General features: G+C 73.3%; 12 protein-coding genes. 5 read left to right on the forward strand and 7 right to left on the reverse strand.

Features of this window, described 5'->3' with window-relative positions:
- Positions 1–54: 54 nt before the first annotated feature.
- On the reverse strand, positions 55–1,107 hold the full coding sequence (gene trpS, locus ACIBSV_RS00755; protein WP_395859307.1) for a tryptophan--tRNA ligase: 1,053 nt from the start codon (positions 1,105–1,107) through the stop codon (positions 55–57).
- Between the two features lie 941 nt (positions 1,108–2,048).
- On the opposite strand from trpS, the gene ACIBSV_RS00760 reads away from it, so the two are divergent.
- On the forward strand, positions 2,049–2,894 hold the full coding sequence (locus tag ACIBSV_RS00760; protein ID WP_395858716.1) for a serine/threonine protein kinase: 846 nt from the start codon (positions 2,049–2,051) through the stop codon (positions 2,892–2,894).
- Between the two features lie 74 nt (positions 2,895–2,968).
- On the opposite strand, the gene ACIBSV_RS00765 is transcribed toward ACIBSV_RS00760, so the two are convergent.
- Positions 2,969–4,153, reverse strand: a complete 1,185-nt coding sequence (locus ACIBSV_RS00765) for an ROK family protein (RefSeq protein WP_395858717.1) — start codon at positions 4,151–4,153, stop codon at positions 2,969–2,971.
- A gap of 59 nt (positions 4,154–4,212) precedes the next feature.
- Here ACIBSV_RS00765 and ACIBSV_RS00770 point away from each other — a divergent pair, with 59 nt between their 5' ends.
- The gene (locus tag ACIBSV_RS00770; protein ID WP_395858718.1) at positions 4,213–5,712 is read left to right on the forward strand and encodes an MFS transporter; all 1,500 of its coding nucleotides are present in this window, start codon (positions 4,213–4,215) and stop codon (positions 5,710–5,712) included.
- 60 nt (positions 5,713–5,772) lie between these two features.
- Here the strand turns inward: ACIBSV_RS00770 and ACIBSV_RS00775 are convergent, their stop codons facing one another.
- Complete coding sequence (locus ACIBSV_RS00775; RefSeq protein WP_395858719.1) at positions 5,773–6,468, reverse strand: type 1 glutamine amidotransferase domain-containing protein; 696 nt, start codon at positions 6,466–6,468, stop codon at positions 5,773–5,775.
- A gap of 278 nt (positions 6,469–6,746) precedes the next feature.
- Between ACIBSV_RS00775 and ACIBSV_RS00780 the strand changes: the two genes are divergently transcribed.
- The gene (locus tag ACIBSV_RS00780; RefSeq protein ID WP_395858720.1) at positions 6,747–7,721 is read left to right on the forward strand and encodes a LysR family transcriptional regulator; all 975 of its coding nucleotides are present in this window, start codon (positions 6,747–6,749) and stop codon (positions 7,719–7,721) included.
- Between the two features lie 33 nt (positions 7,722–7,754).
- On the opposite strand, the gene ACIBSV_RS00785 is transcribed toward ACIBSV_RS00780, so the two are convergent.
- Complete coding sequence (locus tag ACIBSV_RS00785) at positions 7,755–8,807, reverse strand: 2-dehydropantoate 2-reductase (RefSeq protein ID WP_395858721.1); 1,053 nt, start codon at positions 8,805–8,807, stop codon at positions 7,755–7,757.
- 680 nt (positions 8,808–9,487) lie between these two features.
- Here ACIBSV_RS00785 and ACIBSV_RS00790 point away from each other — a divergent pair.
- Together ACIBSV_RS00790 and ACIBSV_RS00795 are read left to right on the forward strand one after the other, a co-directional pair.
- Entirely contained in the window at positions 9,488–10,252 is a 765-nt protein-coding gene (locus ACIBSV_RS00790; RefSeq protein ID WP_395858722.1) for an SDR family NAD(P)-dependent oxidoreductase, read from the forward strand.
- A gap of 112 nt (positions 10,253–10,364) precedes the next feature.
- Positions 10,365–10,742, forward strand: a complete 378-nt coding sequence (locus tag ACIBSV_RS00795; RefSeq protein WP_395858723.1) for a MerR family transcriptional regulator — start codon at positions 10,365–10,367, stop codon at positions 10,740–10,742.
- A 312-nt stretch (positions 10,743–11,054) separates the two neighbouring features.
- Here the strand turns inward: ACIBSV_RS00795 and ACIBSV_RS00800 are convergent, their stop codons facing one another.
- The 3 genes from ACIBSV_RS00800 to ACIBSV_RS00810 all read right to left on the reverse strand — a co-directional run bounded on the left by ACIBSV_RS00800 (position 11,055) and on the right by ACIBSV_RS00810 (position 13,268).
- Positions 11,055–11,891, reverse strand: a complete 837-nt coding sequence (locus tag ACIBSV_RS00800; RefSeq protein WP_395858724.1) for a hypothetical protein — start codon at positions 11,889–11,891, stop codon at positions 11,055–11,057.
- A 243-nt stretch (positions 11,892–12,134) separates the two neighbouring features.
- Positions 12,135–12,488 (reverse strand): hypothetical protein, encoded by a 354-nt coding sequence (locus ACIBSV_RS00805; protein WP_395858726.1) that lies wholly within the window; start codon positions 12,486–12,488, stop codon positions 12,135–12,137.
- A 219-nt stretch (positions 12,489–12,707) separates the two neighbouring features.
- Entirely contained in the window at positions 12,708–13,268 is a 561-nt protein-coding gene (locus ACIBSV_RS00810) for a hypothetical protein (protein ID WP_395858727.1), read from the reverse strand.
- Positions 13,269–13,309: the final 41 nt, after the last annotated feature.

Consider the following 13,309-nt stretch of genomic DNA (forward strand, 5'->3'; position numbering starts at 1 on the left):
GGCCGGCGGGTCACCGTCGGTGTGCATCGGTCGTATCCGTGGGACGGCCTGTGCTCAGTAGAGGCTCATCATCGCCTCGCGCACCTCGCGCAACGTCGCCCGGCCCACCGTGTCCGCGCGTTCGTTGCCCGCGCGCAGGATGCGGCGGACCTGGGCCGGGTCGCGCGCGTACTCGGCGCGGCGGACCCGGATCGGAGCCAGGAACTCGTTCACCGCCTCGGTGACCGTCCGCTTGAGCGCGGCGGCGCCCGCCGTACCGATCTCCTCCGCCACTCGACGCGGATCGCGGCCCTGGCAGAGCGCGGCCAGCAGGACCAGGCCGGACACCTCCGGGCGAGCCTCCGGGTCGTAGGTGATGTGCCGGTCGGCGTCGGTCCTGGCCCCGCGGATCAGTTTCGCCGTCTCGTCCGCCGTCGCCGCCAGTGCGATCGCGTTGCCCCGGCTCTTGCTCATCTTGGTGCCGTCGGTGCCGAGCAGCAGCGGCGCGGCCGACAACAGCGCCTCGGGTTCGGGGAAGACGGGATGCCCACCGGCCGGGTATCGGTCGTTGAAGCGGCGGGCGATGGTGCGGGTCAGCTCCAGGTGCGGCAGCTGGTCCTGGCCGACCGGGACCAGATTGCCCTTGCAGAACAGGATGTCGGCCGCCTGGTGCGCGGGATAGGTGAACATCAGCCCGCTCACCGCCGCCTGCCGCGAGTGCGCGATCTCGTCCTTGACCGTCGGATTGCGGCCCAGCTCCGCGACCGAGACCAGGCTCAGGAAGGGCAGCAGCAGTTGGTTGAGAGCCGGGATGGCGCTGTGCGTGAAGATCGTGGTTCGGTCCGGGTCGATCCCGACCGCCAGGTAGTCGAGCAGCAGCCCGTCGACGTGCTCCATCAGCCGGTCGGCCACGTCGCGGTCGGTGAGCACCTGGTAATCGGCGATGACCAGGTATTGCTCGACACCCAGATTCTGCAGGCGCACCCGATTGTGCAGGGTGCCGAAGTAGTGGCCCAGATGCAGCCGTCCGGTCGGGCGGTCCCCGGTGAGCACTCGAAAGCGCCCCGGTTCGCGACGAATCCGCTCTTCTACAACGGCACTTCGAGCCTGCGCGGCGTTCGTGCCCATCGGGTCGATCGGATCGATCGGGACAGTAGGGGCGGTGGGCACTGCCGACTCGGTCGGGAGGACCGAAACGGAGGTGTGCATCGTGGTGTTCGGCATGCCGGTCATGATCTGTCTCCTGGTCTGTGGGCGGATCGCCGTCCCGACGGCACCCATCCCTGATCCAGGGCACAAAAAAGGGCCGTCCGTCCGAACGACCCTGGTCATGCACGAATGGTGGTCGCCCCTAAGTGGAGCGCCACCAACTCTGACCCGCTGTAAACCGCATCCCCCAACCATACCCCGCCCCCCACACACCCGCGGGCAACTCCCCGGGTCCCCAACCGACGCAACGACGACCGCCCGCTGTCGGAGGCGCATCGGCGGCCCCTCGCCCGTCAAGCGGTATCGGGCGTCGGCAAGCGCGGCTCGACGTGGCGAACCTCGTTGCAGTGTGCCGAACCTCGTTTCAGGGAGCCTGACTTCGGTCCCCGCTCGTTCGCAGCGGCGGGTGGGGCAGCGGAGTTGGTGGTTGTGTCCGATAATCGTCTGTCGGCCCGGGAACCACCCGAACCGATCCGAGAGCGCTGTGGAAAACCTTTGGGGAGGTATCCATCCGCGGCACGGCGGACGAGGCGGATGTGGCGGGCCCACCGCGCTCCGCCTCCTCGGGCCGATCCGGCATGGAAACCGAGGCCGCGAGACGGTGCGAGGTCGCTCCGGGGAGCGGCCGCGCAATTGCCGCGCTTGCTGACACAGTCCCCCGAATTCGTGTTCCTTTCCGCCTTCCTGGCACCCCTGGCAGGCCCCTCATCTGCGGGGCTTCCACCGAAAACGCCCCATCGCCCTTCCCGAGGGCGCTACCGTCGCCTACAAGGACCCGATGCCCACAGGCTCGATCCGTCTCCACGCTGCCGACACCCGGGCGGCGGGTCCGGAACACCCGCCAGGAAAGGCCCACCGCCGTGCCGCACCCATTGCTCGACGCCATCGACACCGCGCAGGACCCTGCCGACTTCCTGCGCTCGATCGGGACCGTGCACACCACGTTCGGCGACCAGGACTCCGGCGCGGTCTCCTACGGCGTGCACGCCGAGGGGAACTGGTTCGTCAAGACCGGCCCCAACCCCGCGTCCGCGCTCAGCCTGCGCCGCGCGATCGACCTGCACGCGCACGTACGACACCCGGCGATCGTGCCGGTGCTGCACACGTTCAACGCCAATGGTGTTCCGGTGACGGTGGGGCCGTGGCGCACGGGCGAGGTGCTGTACCACTCGACGGTCAAGCGCGCGGGCAAGCAGTTGCGCACCGGTGCGGCCTCGCCGCTCGCCCGCTTCCGGGCGCTGCCGTTGGACGACGTACACGCCGCCCTGGACGCGATCCTCGACGCACACCGGCTGATCGACGCGGCCGGCTATGTGGGCGTGGACTGGTACGACGGGTGCGTGTTGTACGACTTCGACGCGCGTCGCGTGCACCTGATCGACCTGGACGAATACCGCAGCGCGCCGTTCGTGCTCGACTGCGCGCGGCTGTCCGGGTCCACCCGGTACATGCCGCCCGAGCACAGTAGGCGCGGCGCGCTGGTCACCCGCACCGGCACCGTGTTCCTGCTCGGCCGCACGCTGCGCCTGCTGCTGGACGCGGGCGACGAGGAACGCGCGTGGCGCGGCACGCTGGCGCAACTCGCCGTGGTCGAGCGGGCGACCCGACGCGACCCGGCCGAGCGCTACCCGAACGTCACCGAACTCTTCGACGCGTGGTGCGCGGTCGCGCCCGCCGGTCTGCTCTCCGGCTCCCACCGGGTGTGAGTACGCGAGCCCCGGACGCCGCGGGCACGTCCGGCACTTCGGGCGCCCACCGGAAGGCGTGACATCCGGCGGACTCAGCGCCGAGGTCGGCCGAACAGGTCGTCGCGCGCCTCGTCGAGGGCGGTCAGCACGGCACCGTCCAGAATCGCGTTGCCGGGCACCGTGCCCGCCAGTACCCGGGTGGTCAGCGGAGTCGCCTCGGCGAGTGCGGCCGCCACCCGATCGGCCAGCACCGTGCCGCCGGCCCGTCCGGTCTCGCCGCCCAGCACCACGCAACCCGGGTCGAGGATGACCGCCAGCGCGGCGACCCCGAGCACCACCCGGCCGGTGAGTTCGTCCAGGAACGCCGCACCCGCCTCCGCCTGCCGCGTCGAACCCTCCTGCTCGGCCGCCGCCCGGACGCATTCCACGGCATTGCCGGTGAAGCCGTGTCGGGCGGCCAGTTCCTCGATCGCGACACCGGAGACCAGCGTGTGGAAGCCGCCCTTGCAGTCGGTGCGCGAGGGCAGGTGATCGGTGCCCGGGACCGGGAGGAAGCCCAGTTCACCGCTGCCGCCCGAGGCTCCCCGACGCAGCCGCCCGTCCAGCATCACGCCGGCGCCGATGCCCTGACCGAGCCAGACCAGCACGAACGTGTCCAGACCTTGGGCCGCGCCCAGGCGCTGTTCGGCGATGGCGGCGAGGTTGACCTCGTTCTCCAGGACCACTCGCCCGCGCTCGCGCAGCGCGGTCACCAGGAGGGCGTGCCAGCCCGGCAGGAAGTCGGCCGAGCGCTGGTTGCCGGAGACCGGGTCGATCAGGCCGGGAGCGCCGATCCCGAAGGTGTGCAGGGTGTCGGCGCCGGCCCGGGTCGCCGCGTCGTCGAGCAGTTCGAGCACATCGGCGAGGGCTTGTACGGGATCGCGATCCGGCGGTATCGCCAGCGCGCCGGTCGCGACGGTCCGGCCGGCCAGGTCGGCGACGGCCACCTCCACCCCGCCCACACGCACGTCCAGGCCGGCGATGTGGGCGCGCTCGGCGACGATGCCGTACAGCCGCGCGTTCGGGCCGCGCTGTCGCTCGCCCGCCTCGCCGACCAGGTGGATCAGGCCCGCGCCGCCGAGGCGTTCGACCAGATCCGCGACCGTGGGCCGGGACAGTCCGGTGAGGGTCTTGAGCTGGGAGGCGGTCAACGGGCCGTGCTCGATCAGCAGATCGAGCGCCAGGCGGTCGTTGATCGCACGGGCGGTGCTCGGCGTCGCGGTGTGGGCGGCTGTCATGGATAGCGATCCTCGCAGACTCTTTCTTTCAGGAACCCTGCCTGATAATTTATCGCACCATGACGCAGACTTCCATGTCGCCGAACACCGCCGGCCTGCCCTCGACCCCGCCTTCGCAGAAGCCCGCGCAGGCGAGTTCGCAGACGCCTGCGCCGGCAACCTCACCGACACCGCCGCGATCGCCGTCGCACACGCCCGACGTCTCGCCGCTCGCCTCCTCCGCCCCGCCGCCCACGGCAACGGAGGCACCACCGCCACCGCCCGATCCGTCCACCACCGAGGTCGCCGAGGCCGGTCGGGCCCGGATCGCGGCAAGCCTGATCTTCGCCGTGCACGGTGCGGTCGGCGGCGGCTTCGCGTCCCGCCTGCCCTGGCTTCAGGACCACCTCGATCTGAGCCCGGGCCAATTGGGACTCGCGCTGGCCGCGCCCGCCGTCGGTGCCTCGCTGGCGATGCCGTTGGCCGCGTCGCTGGTGCACCGACACGGCGGCCGGACCGCGCTGCGCTGCCTGATCGCGCTGTGGTGCGCGGTGCCGCTGCTGCCCGCTTCCGCGCCGGGTCTGCCGTGGCTGTGCGCGGCGTTGCTGGTGTTCGGCGTGGGCGCGGGCATGTCCGACGTGGCGATGAACACGCAAGGACTCGTGGTCGAACGGCGGCTCGGTCGCTCGACGCTCCCGCTGCTGCACGGAATGTGGAGCGCGGGCGCGCTGATCGGCGCCGGCCTGGGCGCGGCCGCCGCGTTCGCCGGGCTCGACGCCCGCGTACACCTCGCCATCCTGGCCCTGCTGCTCGCGTCGGCGGGTTGGTTCGCCGGCCGCAACCTGCTCGACGCGCGTCCCACCGCCGGCGCGAAGGCCCCGCCACGCTTCGCGCTGCCGTCCCGCCCGGTGCTCGTGATCGGCGCGGTCGGCTTCTGCGCGATCTTCGCCGAGGGCGCCGGGATGAACTGGAGCGCGGTACACCTCAGGGAGGTCGCGGACGCCTCCCCCGGTGTCGCGGCCCTCGCCTACACCGGCTTCGCCTGCACGATGGCCATCGCCCGGCTGGCCTCCGGCACGGTCGTGGACCGGTTCGGGGTGACCCGTACGGTCCGGGCCGGCGCGGTGCTGGCCACGATCGGCGCGATCCTGGTGGCGACCGCGCACTCCCCCCTGCCCGCCGCGCTCGGCTTCGCGCTGCTCGGCGTGGGCGTGTCCGCCGTCCTCCCGCTGACTTTCGCGGCGGCCGGGCGGATCGGTGACGACCCGAGTCAGTCCATCGCGGGCGTGGCCACGGTCACCTACACGTCCGGCCTGATCGCCCCCGCCCTCGTCGGCGGAATCGCCGACCGCGCGTCGCTGAGCGCCTCGTTCGCGGTGGTCGCCGTGCTCACCGCGATCCTGATCCCGGCCGCCCGCATGCTCGGTCCCACGGCCGCCCCGCGCGGCGCGGACACCGGGCCGGCCGGCCCGGGCGACGCACCCTCCGCTCCGGGCAACCTGGCGCCGCCCGCCCTGGTCGGCACGTCCACGTCGGGCGCGGTGACCTCGGTGTCACCCCTTCCGACGGACGGCCGGTGACACCCGAGCACGGAACCGACCGGCGCCGCCGCACGTGGGCGGCGCCGGTCGGCGCTCGGGTCAGCCCAGGGCCTTGACCAGTTCGGCGGCCAACGGGGCGGAGGAGGAGGGGTTCTGGCCGGTGTACAGGTTGCGGTCGACGACCACGTAGGGCGCCCAGGGAGTGCCCTCCCGGAAATCGACTCCCAGTTCGGTCAGGCGGTCCTGGAGCAGCCACTCGGCCCGGTCCGCGAAGTCGGCCTGGGTCTCCTCGGCGTTGGTGAACGCGGTCAGCCGGTAGCCGGCGAACGGCGAGGTGCCGTCGGCGCGCTTCGCGGCGAGCAGCGCGGCCGGCCCATGGCAGACCACCCCCAGCGGCTTGCCCGAGTCGAGAGCCGCGGTGAGCAGCGCACCGGAGGTCGCGTCCACCGCGAGATCCTCCATCGGCCCGTGGCCGCCGGGGTAGAAGACGGCGGCGTAGTCGGCGAGGTCGACGTCGGCCAGGTCGATCGGCGTGCGCAGCGCGGTGAACCGCTCCAGCGCGGAGGTCACCGCGGCCACCCCGTCGGGGCCGCCGTTCACCTCGGGCGCCAGGCTCGCCCGGTCGACGGTGGGTTCCACGCCACCCGGGGTGGCGACCACGACCTCGTGGCCGGCCGCGGTGAACGCCTCGAACGGGGCGGCTGCCTCCTCGGCCCAGAAGCCGGTCGGGTGCCGCGTGCCGTCGGCCAGCGTCCAGTGGTCCGAACCGGTGAGCACGAACAGGATCTTCGCCATGAGTCTCTCCATTCGGCGCCGCCGAGCGGGTGCGCTCGGGAGCCATCATGTGATCGCTTCGTCGGTGTGTGGGTGCGTCGCGGCGTCGGATCGTCGCGGCGTTCGGATCGTCGGATGTTCGCCGTCGAATCCACCCGGTCGGTCGTCGCGGCCGGTGCGGCGGCCCCGGTGCGTCGCGTCGGTGCGGCGCCCTCGGTGCGACCCGCCGTCGGTGGCGTCGCGCCGTCGGACTCGAACCTAGATCGCCGACCCATCGGGATTCAAATAGGCTCTCCACCATGAGCCATGAAGATTCCGATGGGCTTCCTTCGGACACCGGGTCGGCGTCGATACCGGACCCGGTCGCGCGCGGCCCGCTGGATCTGACCCTGCTGCGCACCTTCCTGGCGGTGCACCGCGCCGGCTCGTTCACCGGCGCCGCACGCGTCCTCGGCCTGTCCCAGCCCACGGTCACCACCCAGATCCGCGCGCTCGAGCGCCGACTGGGCCGGGCGCTCTTCGAGCGGTTGCCCAGGGGCGTGGCCGCCACACCGATCGCGGACGACCTGGCGATCCGGGTCGCGGACCCGCTGGACGCGCTGGCCGAGGTCGCCGAGCGGGACCGGTTCGGCGCGGACACTCCCGCGGAGCCGGTGCACCTGGCCGGTCCCGCCGAGATCCTGTGCGTGCGCGCGTTGCCCGCGCTCGCGCCGCTGATCGAGCGCGGCGTGTTGTTGCGGATCACCACCGGAATGACCGACGACCTGCTCGACGGACTCCGCGCCGGTCGACACGACCTGGTCCTGGCCACGATCCGGCCGCGCGGACGCACGCTGGCGGCCGTACCGCTGATGGACGAGGAGTTCGTGTTGGTCGCGGCGCCGACCTGGGCCGAGCGGATCGGGCCGGATCGAGTCGCCGCCGAGGGCCCGGTCGCGCTGCGCGGCGTACCGGTGATCAGCTACGCCGAGGACCTGCCGATCGCCCGCCGCTACTGGCGTCACGTGTTCGGCACCCGGCTCACCGAACGAGCCGCCATCACGGTCCCGGACCTGCGCGGCGTGCTGACCGCGGTGGTCGCCGGCGCGGGCCTGACCGTACTCCCCCGCTACCTGTGCGCGGCGGAACTCGCCTCCGGCGCGCTGGTCCCGCTGCTCACGCCCGACGACCCACCCATCAACACCGGCTATCTGGTCCGCCGCGCGGGCACCGCGGACCACCCGCACCTGACCATGGTCCACGAACATCTGGTCCGGGCGGCCCGCACGTGGTGACACCGCCGACCCCCACGGGCGCGGACACCCGGGTCAGCCGGCGGCGACCGCCGTGGTGAGTTCGGCCAGCAGGTCCGGACCGCTCCACTGTCGGGCCTGCCCCGCCGGCGCGGCCTCCGCCTCGCGGATCAGTTCGATCATGCGCGCGTTGGCGGGCGCGGTCAGCCCGTTGCGTTCGGCGATCGCCAATATCTCGCCCTGCACACTGTCGACCTCGGTCCGCCGGCCCCGCTGCAGGTCCTCCCACATCGACGACCGGGCCTTCGCATCGATGCGCAGCGTCGAACCCGCCAGCCGGCGGAACAGCGGATCGGGCAACGCGAGCAGTTGCCGATTGCGCGCGGCGGACGCGGGCCCGAGCTTGGCCGGCCGGATGCCCTCCGCCCGGAACGCCGCCAGCGCCTCGCCCTGGCACAGCGCCAGGCAGGTGCGGTAGTCGCGTTGACCGAGTTGATCGCGCAGCGGCAGTCCGGACAGCGCGTTGACCGCGTTGTTCAGGTTCATCAGCAGCTTCGCGTGTTGCACCTCGGGCATGTCCTCGCGCACCTGCACCGGGATGCCGGCCTCGACCAACACGTCCACGAGCGGGATCACCCGGGGGTTCGCGTCGATCATCAACGCGCCTGACGTGCCCTGATGGAAGACGGCGGGCTCGGTGCGCAGCACGTTGTACGGGACCATGCCGGCCAACACCGTGTGCCCGGGCAACGCGGCCCGCAGTACGGCCGGATTGCGGACGCCGTTCTGCAGGCTGACCACGATCGCGGCCGGATCGAGCCGCCCGGCCAGGGCCCGCCCGGCCTCTTCGGTCGCCGCCGACTTGACGGTGACCAGTACGAAGTCGGTGCCTGCCACCGCGTCCGGCGACTCGGCCAGGGTCAACAGCTCCGGCGCGACCACGGTCGGCGGGCGGCCCGCGCCGGTCACGGTCAACCCGTCCGCCAGCGCGTCCAGCACGGACGGCCGGCCGATCAGCGTGACATCGGCGAACGCGGCGAGCCGACCACCGAGCTGGCAGCCGACACTGCCGGCACCGAAGACCGCGACCCGGGGCCGGGTCCGCGAACGTGGAGCGGGTTGGGACATGTACAGCCTCCGCCTACGGATGAATCAGCCATCGAACCGATCCGCAAGCCTACGTCCCCACCCGCACCCACGTTCGATGCCTCCGGCCCCGACCACCCGCGCCCGCCGCGCGCGGCGGCAACGCAGGAACGGCAGCGCCGCACGCAGGTCGAGGCGGGTGAGGTCGCGGTCGGCCGGGCGCTCTGCCCGGGCGACGCGGTTGTGCACGGCGCGGTTGTGCACGGCGCGGTGATGCACGGTGTCGATGTGTACGTGCGGGTCACGTGCGGTGCGGGTCCGGGAGCCGTTGTGGTCGAGGAACATCCGCGGGCTCTCCGGCAGGGCGCCGGACGCCGCACAGGCCCGGATCCCCCGGCCGCAAGGCAACGTCGTGGGCGGGACGCACCGGGGAAATCGGCGACGGGGGAGCGCGCTTCGAGCTCGCGGTCGGCACCGCCGAGTTCGGCAACGGTACCGCCGCCGTGCACCGGCGGCGGGCGTCCTGCCGTGGGTCGGACGGTGGCGGGCGAGACCTCGGTCGACTCGAGCAGTGCCGTCACCGAGGAGCCGACCTCGAGGTCGAGTCCGGTCGCGGCGTCCGCGGTGATCGCGGCGGTTCGCGCTGGTCGCGAGACCGAACGGCGTGGCCCGGGCTCGGCTGCTTGACCCTGTCGTTGGCGGCAGGGTTGGAGCATCACGGCATGAACTCGAACGACAACGACTCCCGCCCCGCCCGCGTCGTCCTGGTCACCGGTGCCGGCACCGGGATCGGACGGGCCACCGCACGAGCCTTCGCCGCCGAGGGCGCCTGGGTGATCGCGGTGGGGCGCCGGGCCGAGCCGCTCGGCGAGACCGCGGACGGGTACGAGCGCATCACGCCGCTGGCCGCCGACATCACCGCCGAGGGCGAGCCGGAGCGGATCGTGCGTACCGTCGCCGAGACCCACGGGCGGCTCGATGTGCTCGTCAACAACGCGGGCATCGTGGGCACCGGCAATCTGGGCACGTACACGCGCGAGATGATCGACCCGCTGCTCGCCACCAATCTGGTCGCGCCGGTGCTGCTGACCCAGGCCGCACTGCCGGTGCTGGAGAGCTCCGGCGGGATGATCGTCAACATCACCACCTCGGTCGGGCAGCGCGCGTGGCCGGGGAATTCGTTGTACGCGGCGAGCAAGTCCGCCCTCGAACTGCTCACCCGCAGTTGGGCGGTCGAGCTGGCTCCGCGCGGCGTGCGGGTCGTCGCGGTCGCACCCGGCGCGATCACCACGCCGATCGCCGACCACCAGGGCTGGAGCCCCGAACGACGCGCCGCGATCCGCGCCTGGCAACTCGCCCACACCCCGCTGGGCCGGATCGGCGACCCCGAGGAGGTCGCCTGGGCCGTCACGGCTCTGACCGCACCGGGCGCGTCCTTCGTCACGGGCGTGATCCTGCCCGTCGACGGGGGTGCGGTGATCTCCTAGTCGGCGGCGGTTCGAGGCGGGGGCGGCGGGTGGGCGCTCACTCCCCGCACCGTGCCGGGTGGGATGCGCGGCGCGCGCTCGTGATAGGTGTGGTTGCAGCGGAGGTGTCCGGATGCGGATCGGTGAACTGGCGAAGGCGACCGGCGCGACGCCGCGTGCGTTGCGCCACTACGAGCAGGCGGGACTGATCGAGTCGGCCCGGTCGGCGAACGGCTATCGGGTCTACGACGAGCGCGACGTGGCCCGGGTCCGCTCGATCCGTGACCTGCTCGGCGTCGGTCTCACCCTGGACGACGTACGCGCCTTCCTGCCCTGCCTGGACGCCGGCCTGGACGTCGTCGCCCGCCCGCCGTCCGCCGCCGCCGTGCGGATCGCGCTGGACCGACTGGCCGTACTGGACGCCCGCATCGCGGCCCAGACCGAGGCCCGGAACAACCTGGCGACGGCACTGCGCCGAGCCGGCGTCGACCGCATCCGCCCGGTGGCCTGACCCGGCCGAGAGGATCGCGCGACACCCCTGCGACCGGGTACCAACCGGCATCCCCGGGGCTGGGTCGCCCGAGGGACCGGGAAGCCGGGGCGGACCGGGCCGAGCGGCCCCGCGAGCCGCCGGCAAAGCGTCGGTGTCAGCCCCCGCACGAGGGCTCCGGGCACGGAAGCCCTCGTGCGGGGAGATCAGGGCGCCGGGGGCGGCGCCGGACGGGGCCTCGGCACGGGGACTGCCGCCTGAGGAAGCCTTGCCTCGGAGGCTTTCGGTGCGCCGAGCTTCGGGCCGGCTCGCGCGTGGCCGGATTCGAGCCGTTCAGCGTCGGATCGCCGTCGCCGTGGTGTCGATCACCGGGCGGTCGCCGAGTGGCGCGGCCAGGGTCGTCGTCACCGTGCGGGCAACCTCGTTCAGGGGGCAGGCCGCGTCCTTCGCACCGGGCGTGGCCGCTCGCGCCCGTGCGACGACCTCCACCGCGACCACGTCGGGACGTTGGGTGCTCTCCACCCGGTAGTCCGCGCCGCACCGGCCCGGCACGTCGGGCGCGCCGGCGAACCGCAGGGTCAGTTCGCGCCCGTCGGCCGAGACGGTGACCAGGTCGGGCGCCGGACCCGAGACCCCGGCCCGGCGCGGCGACGGATCCGTCGCCACCGCGATCCGCACGGCGCGAACCGTCGTATCCGCGAAGGCCAGTTCCCATCCGGGCACGGTCGCCCGGCCCCACGTGGTGTCCACCTCCAGCGTCACCGCCGTGACCGAGGTCACGGTCGGCACCGCCGTGCTCCCGCGGTCGCACCCGCCGTCGCGTCGGCCCGGCATGCTCCTTTCCCCGTACGCCCGTTCCGGCGGCAGCAACGTGCGGTGCACGACCGTCCCGTCCGCCCAGCGGATTTCCGCGTCGCGGGACCGGGCGGGGAGCAACTCCGGTGCCACGGCGATGCATCCGCCGACCGGGGATGGCTCGAGGCCACCCCGGTCCGGTTCCCGGTCCCCGACCTGGTCCCGGTAGCCGCCGGTCACCGTGAAGGGGCGCGGTGCGTCCATCCGCCGCTCCCGGATCCATCGATTCGCCGCCTGGGCCGTCCTGGCCCGGGCGCCCGCCTCCTGGGCGCCCGGTGCGGTGGGCGCGTACAGCAGGGACGCGGGGTCGCTCATCACACGCGGTTCGCCGCCACCATCGCCGGCACCGCACCCGGCCACCAGCAACACCCCCGCAAGAGCCGAGGCCACCGACGCGGGCCCGCCGCCCCGTCCTGCTTCCGCTCCGAACACGCGCCCCACCTCACGTCGCCCCTCACACCCGCGCGCCGAACGGCGCAACGCGGATGTGACGCACCGTCGCCCCGACCGGTTCCGCCGAACCCGCCCGGAACCGGCTCGCGTTCGGGCCGCGATGGGTCAAGGGCGCGCGGTCCTGGTCCGCTGGGTCAGCAGGATGCAGGCGAGCACGCCGAGCGCGGCCATCGGCATCGCGGGCGTCAACGATTCGCCCGGGATCAGCACCGCCCAGCCCAACGTCGGCAACAGCTGGGCGAGTTGCAGCCGACTCGCGGCCGGCACGCCGATCGCCGCCATGCCCCGGCACCACACGACGAAGCCGAGGAACTGCGATACCGCCGCGAGATACAGCAGCCCGCTCACCCCGCGGGTATCGAGGTGTACCGGCTCGATGGCCAACCCCGACACCGAGATCAGCGCGGTGACCGGCGCCGCCGCCACCACGCCCCACACGATCACCTGCCATCCGGGCATTCTGCCGGGCCAGTCGGCCGCCTTCCGCGTAGCCGGCCGCACACAACACCAGCGCGCCGAACAGGTACACATCCGCGAGCCCGATGCCGCCGCTGCTCTGCCGCACGGCGAACGCAAACACCACGACCGCGCCCGCGACCGCCGCCCAGAACGTCCGGCTCGACCGCTCGCCGGTGCGCAGCACCGAGCAGACCGTGGTGGCAAGCGGCAGCAGGCCGATCACGCCGCCGAGTGCGCCGTCGACGAGGTCTGCGACGCGGGCGTGGTGGGCAGCGGGAAGCCGAGCACGCACCCGACCGCGACCACGGCGAAAGCGAACCGGTCCACCCGAGTGGGCAGCGGTGCCCGCACGACCAGCAGGGCGGCCCCGGCGAACCCGGCCGCGAGCAGACCGCGCAGACCGGTGACCGTCCACGGGCCGAATCCGTCCAGCGCCCCACGGTCGCCGGGAAGCGCACGCCTGGCCGCGCCACCTGCGCACGCTGGGCGCCGCGCCGCGCCGCGCTGGGCGATCGGCGGCAGGTGGTGGCCGGCGCGCCGGCCCGGCTGTCGCCCGAGTTGCTGCCGGAGCGACTGCCGTACGGCGGCCACCACTTCTGGCTGCGGCTGCCAGACGGCCGGGACGTACGGGAGCTCACCTCGGCCGCGCTGCGAGCCGGTGTCGCGGTGGCCCCCGGGCACGCGTACTTCACCGCCGAGCCGCCCGCGCCACACCTGCGGGTCGGCTACGCCTGCGCCGAGGGCCCCGAGCGACTGGTCGAGGGCATCGAGCGCCTCCATCGCGCCCTCATCTCAACCGACCGATCCGGGCCCCGGCCGAA

This window comes from Embleya sp. NPDC050154, from assembly GCF_044460165.1.
Lineage (GTDB): Bacteria > Actinomycetota > Actinomycetes > Streptomycetales > Streptomycetaceae > Embleya.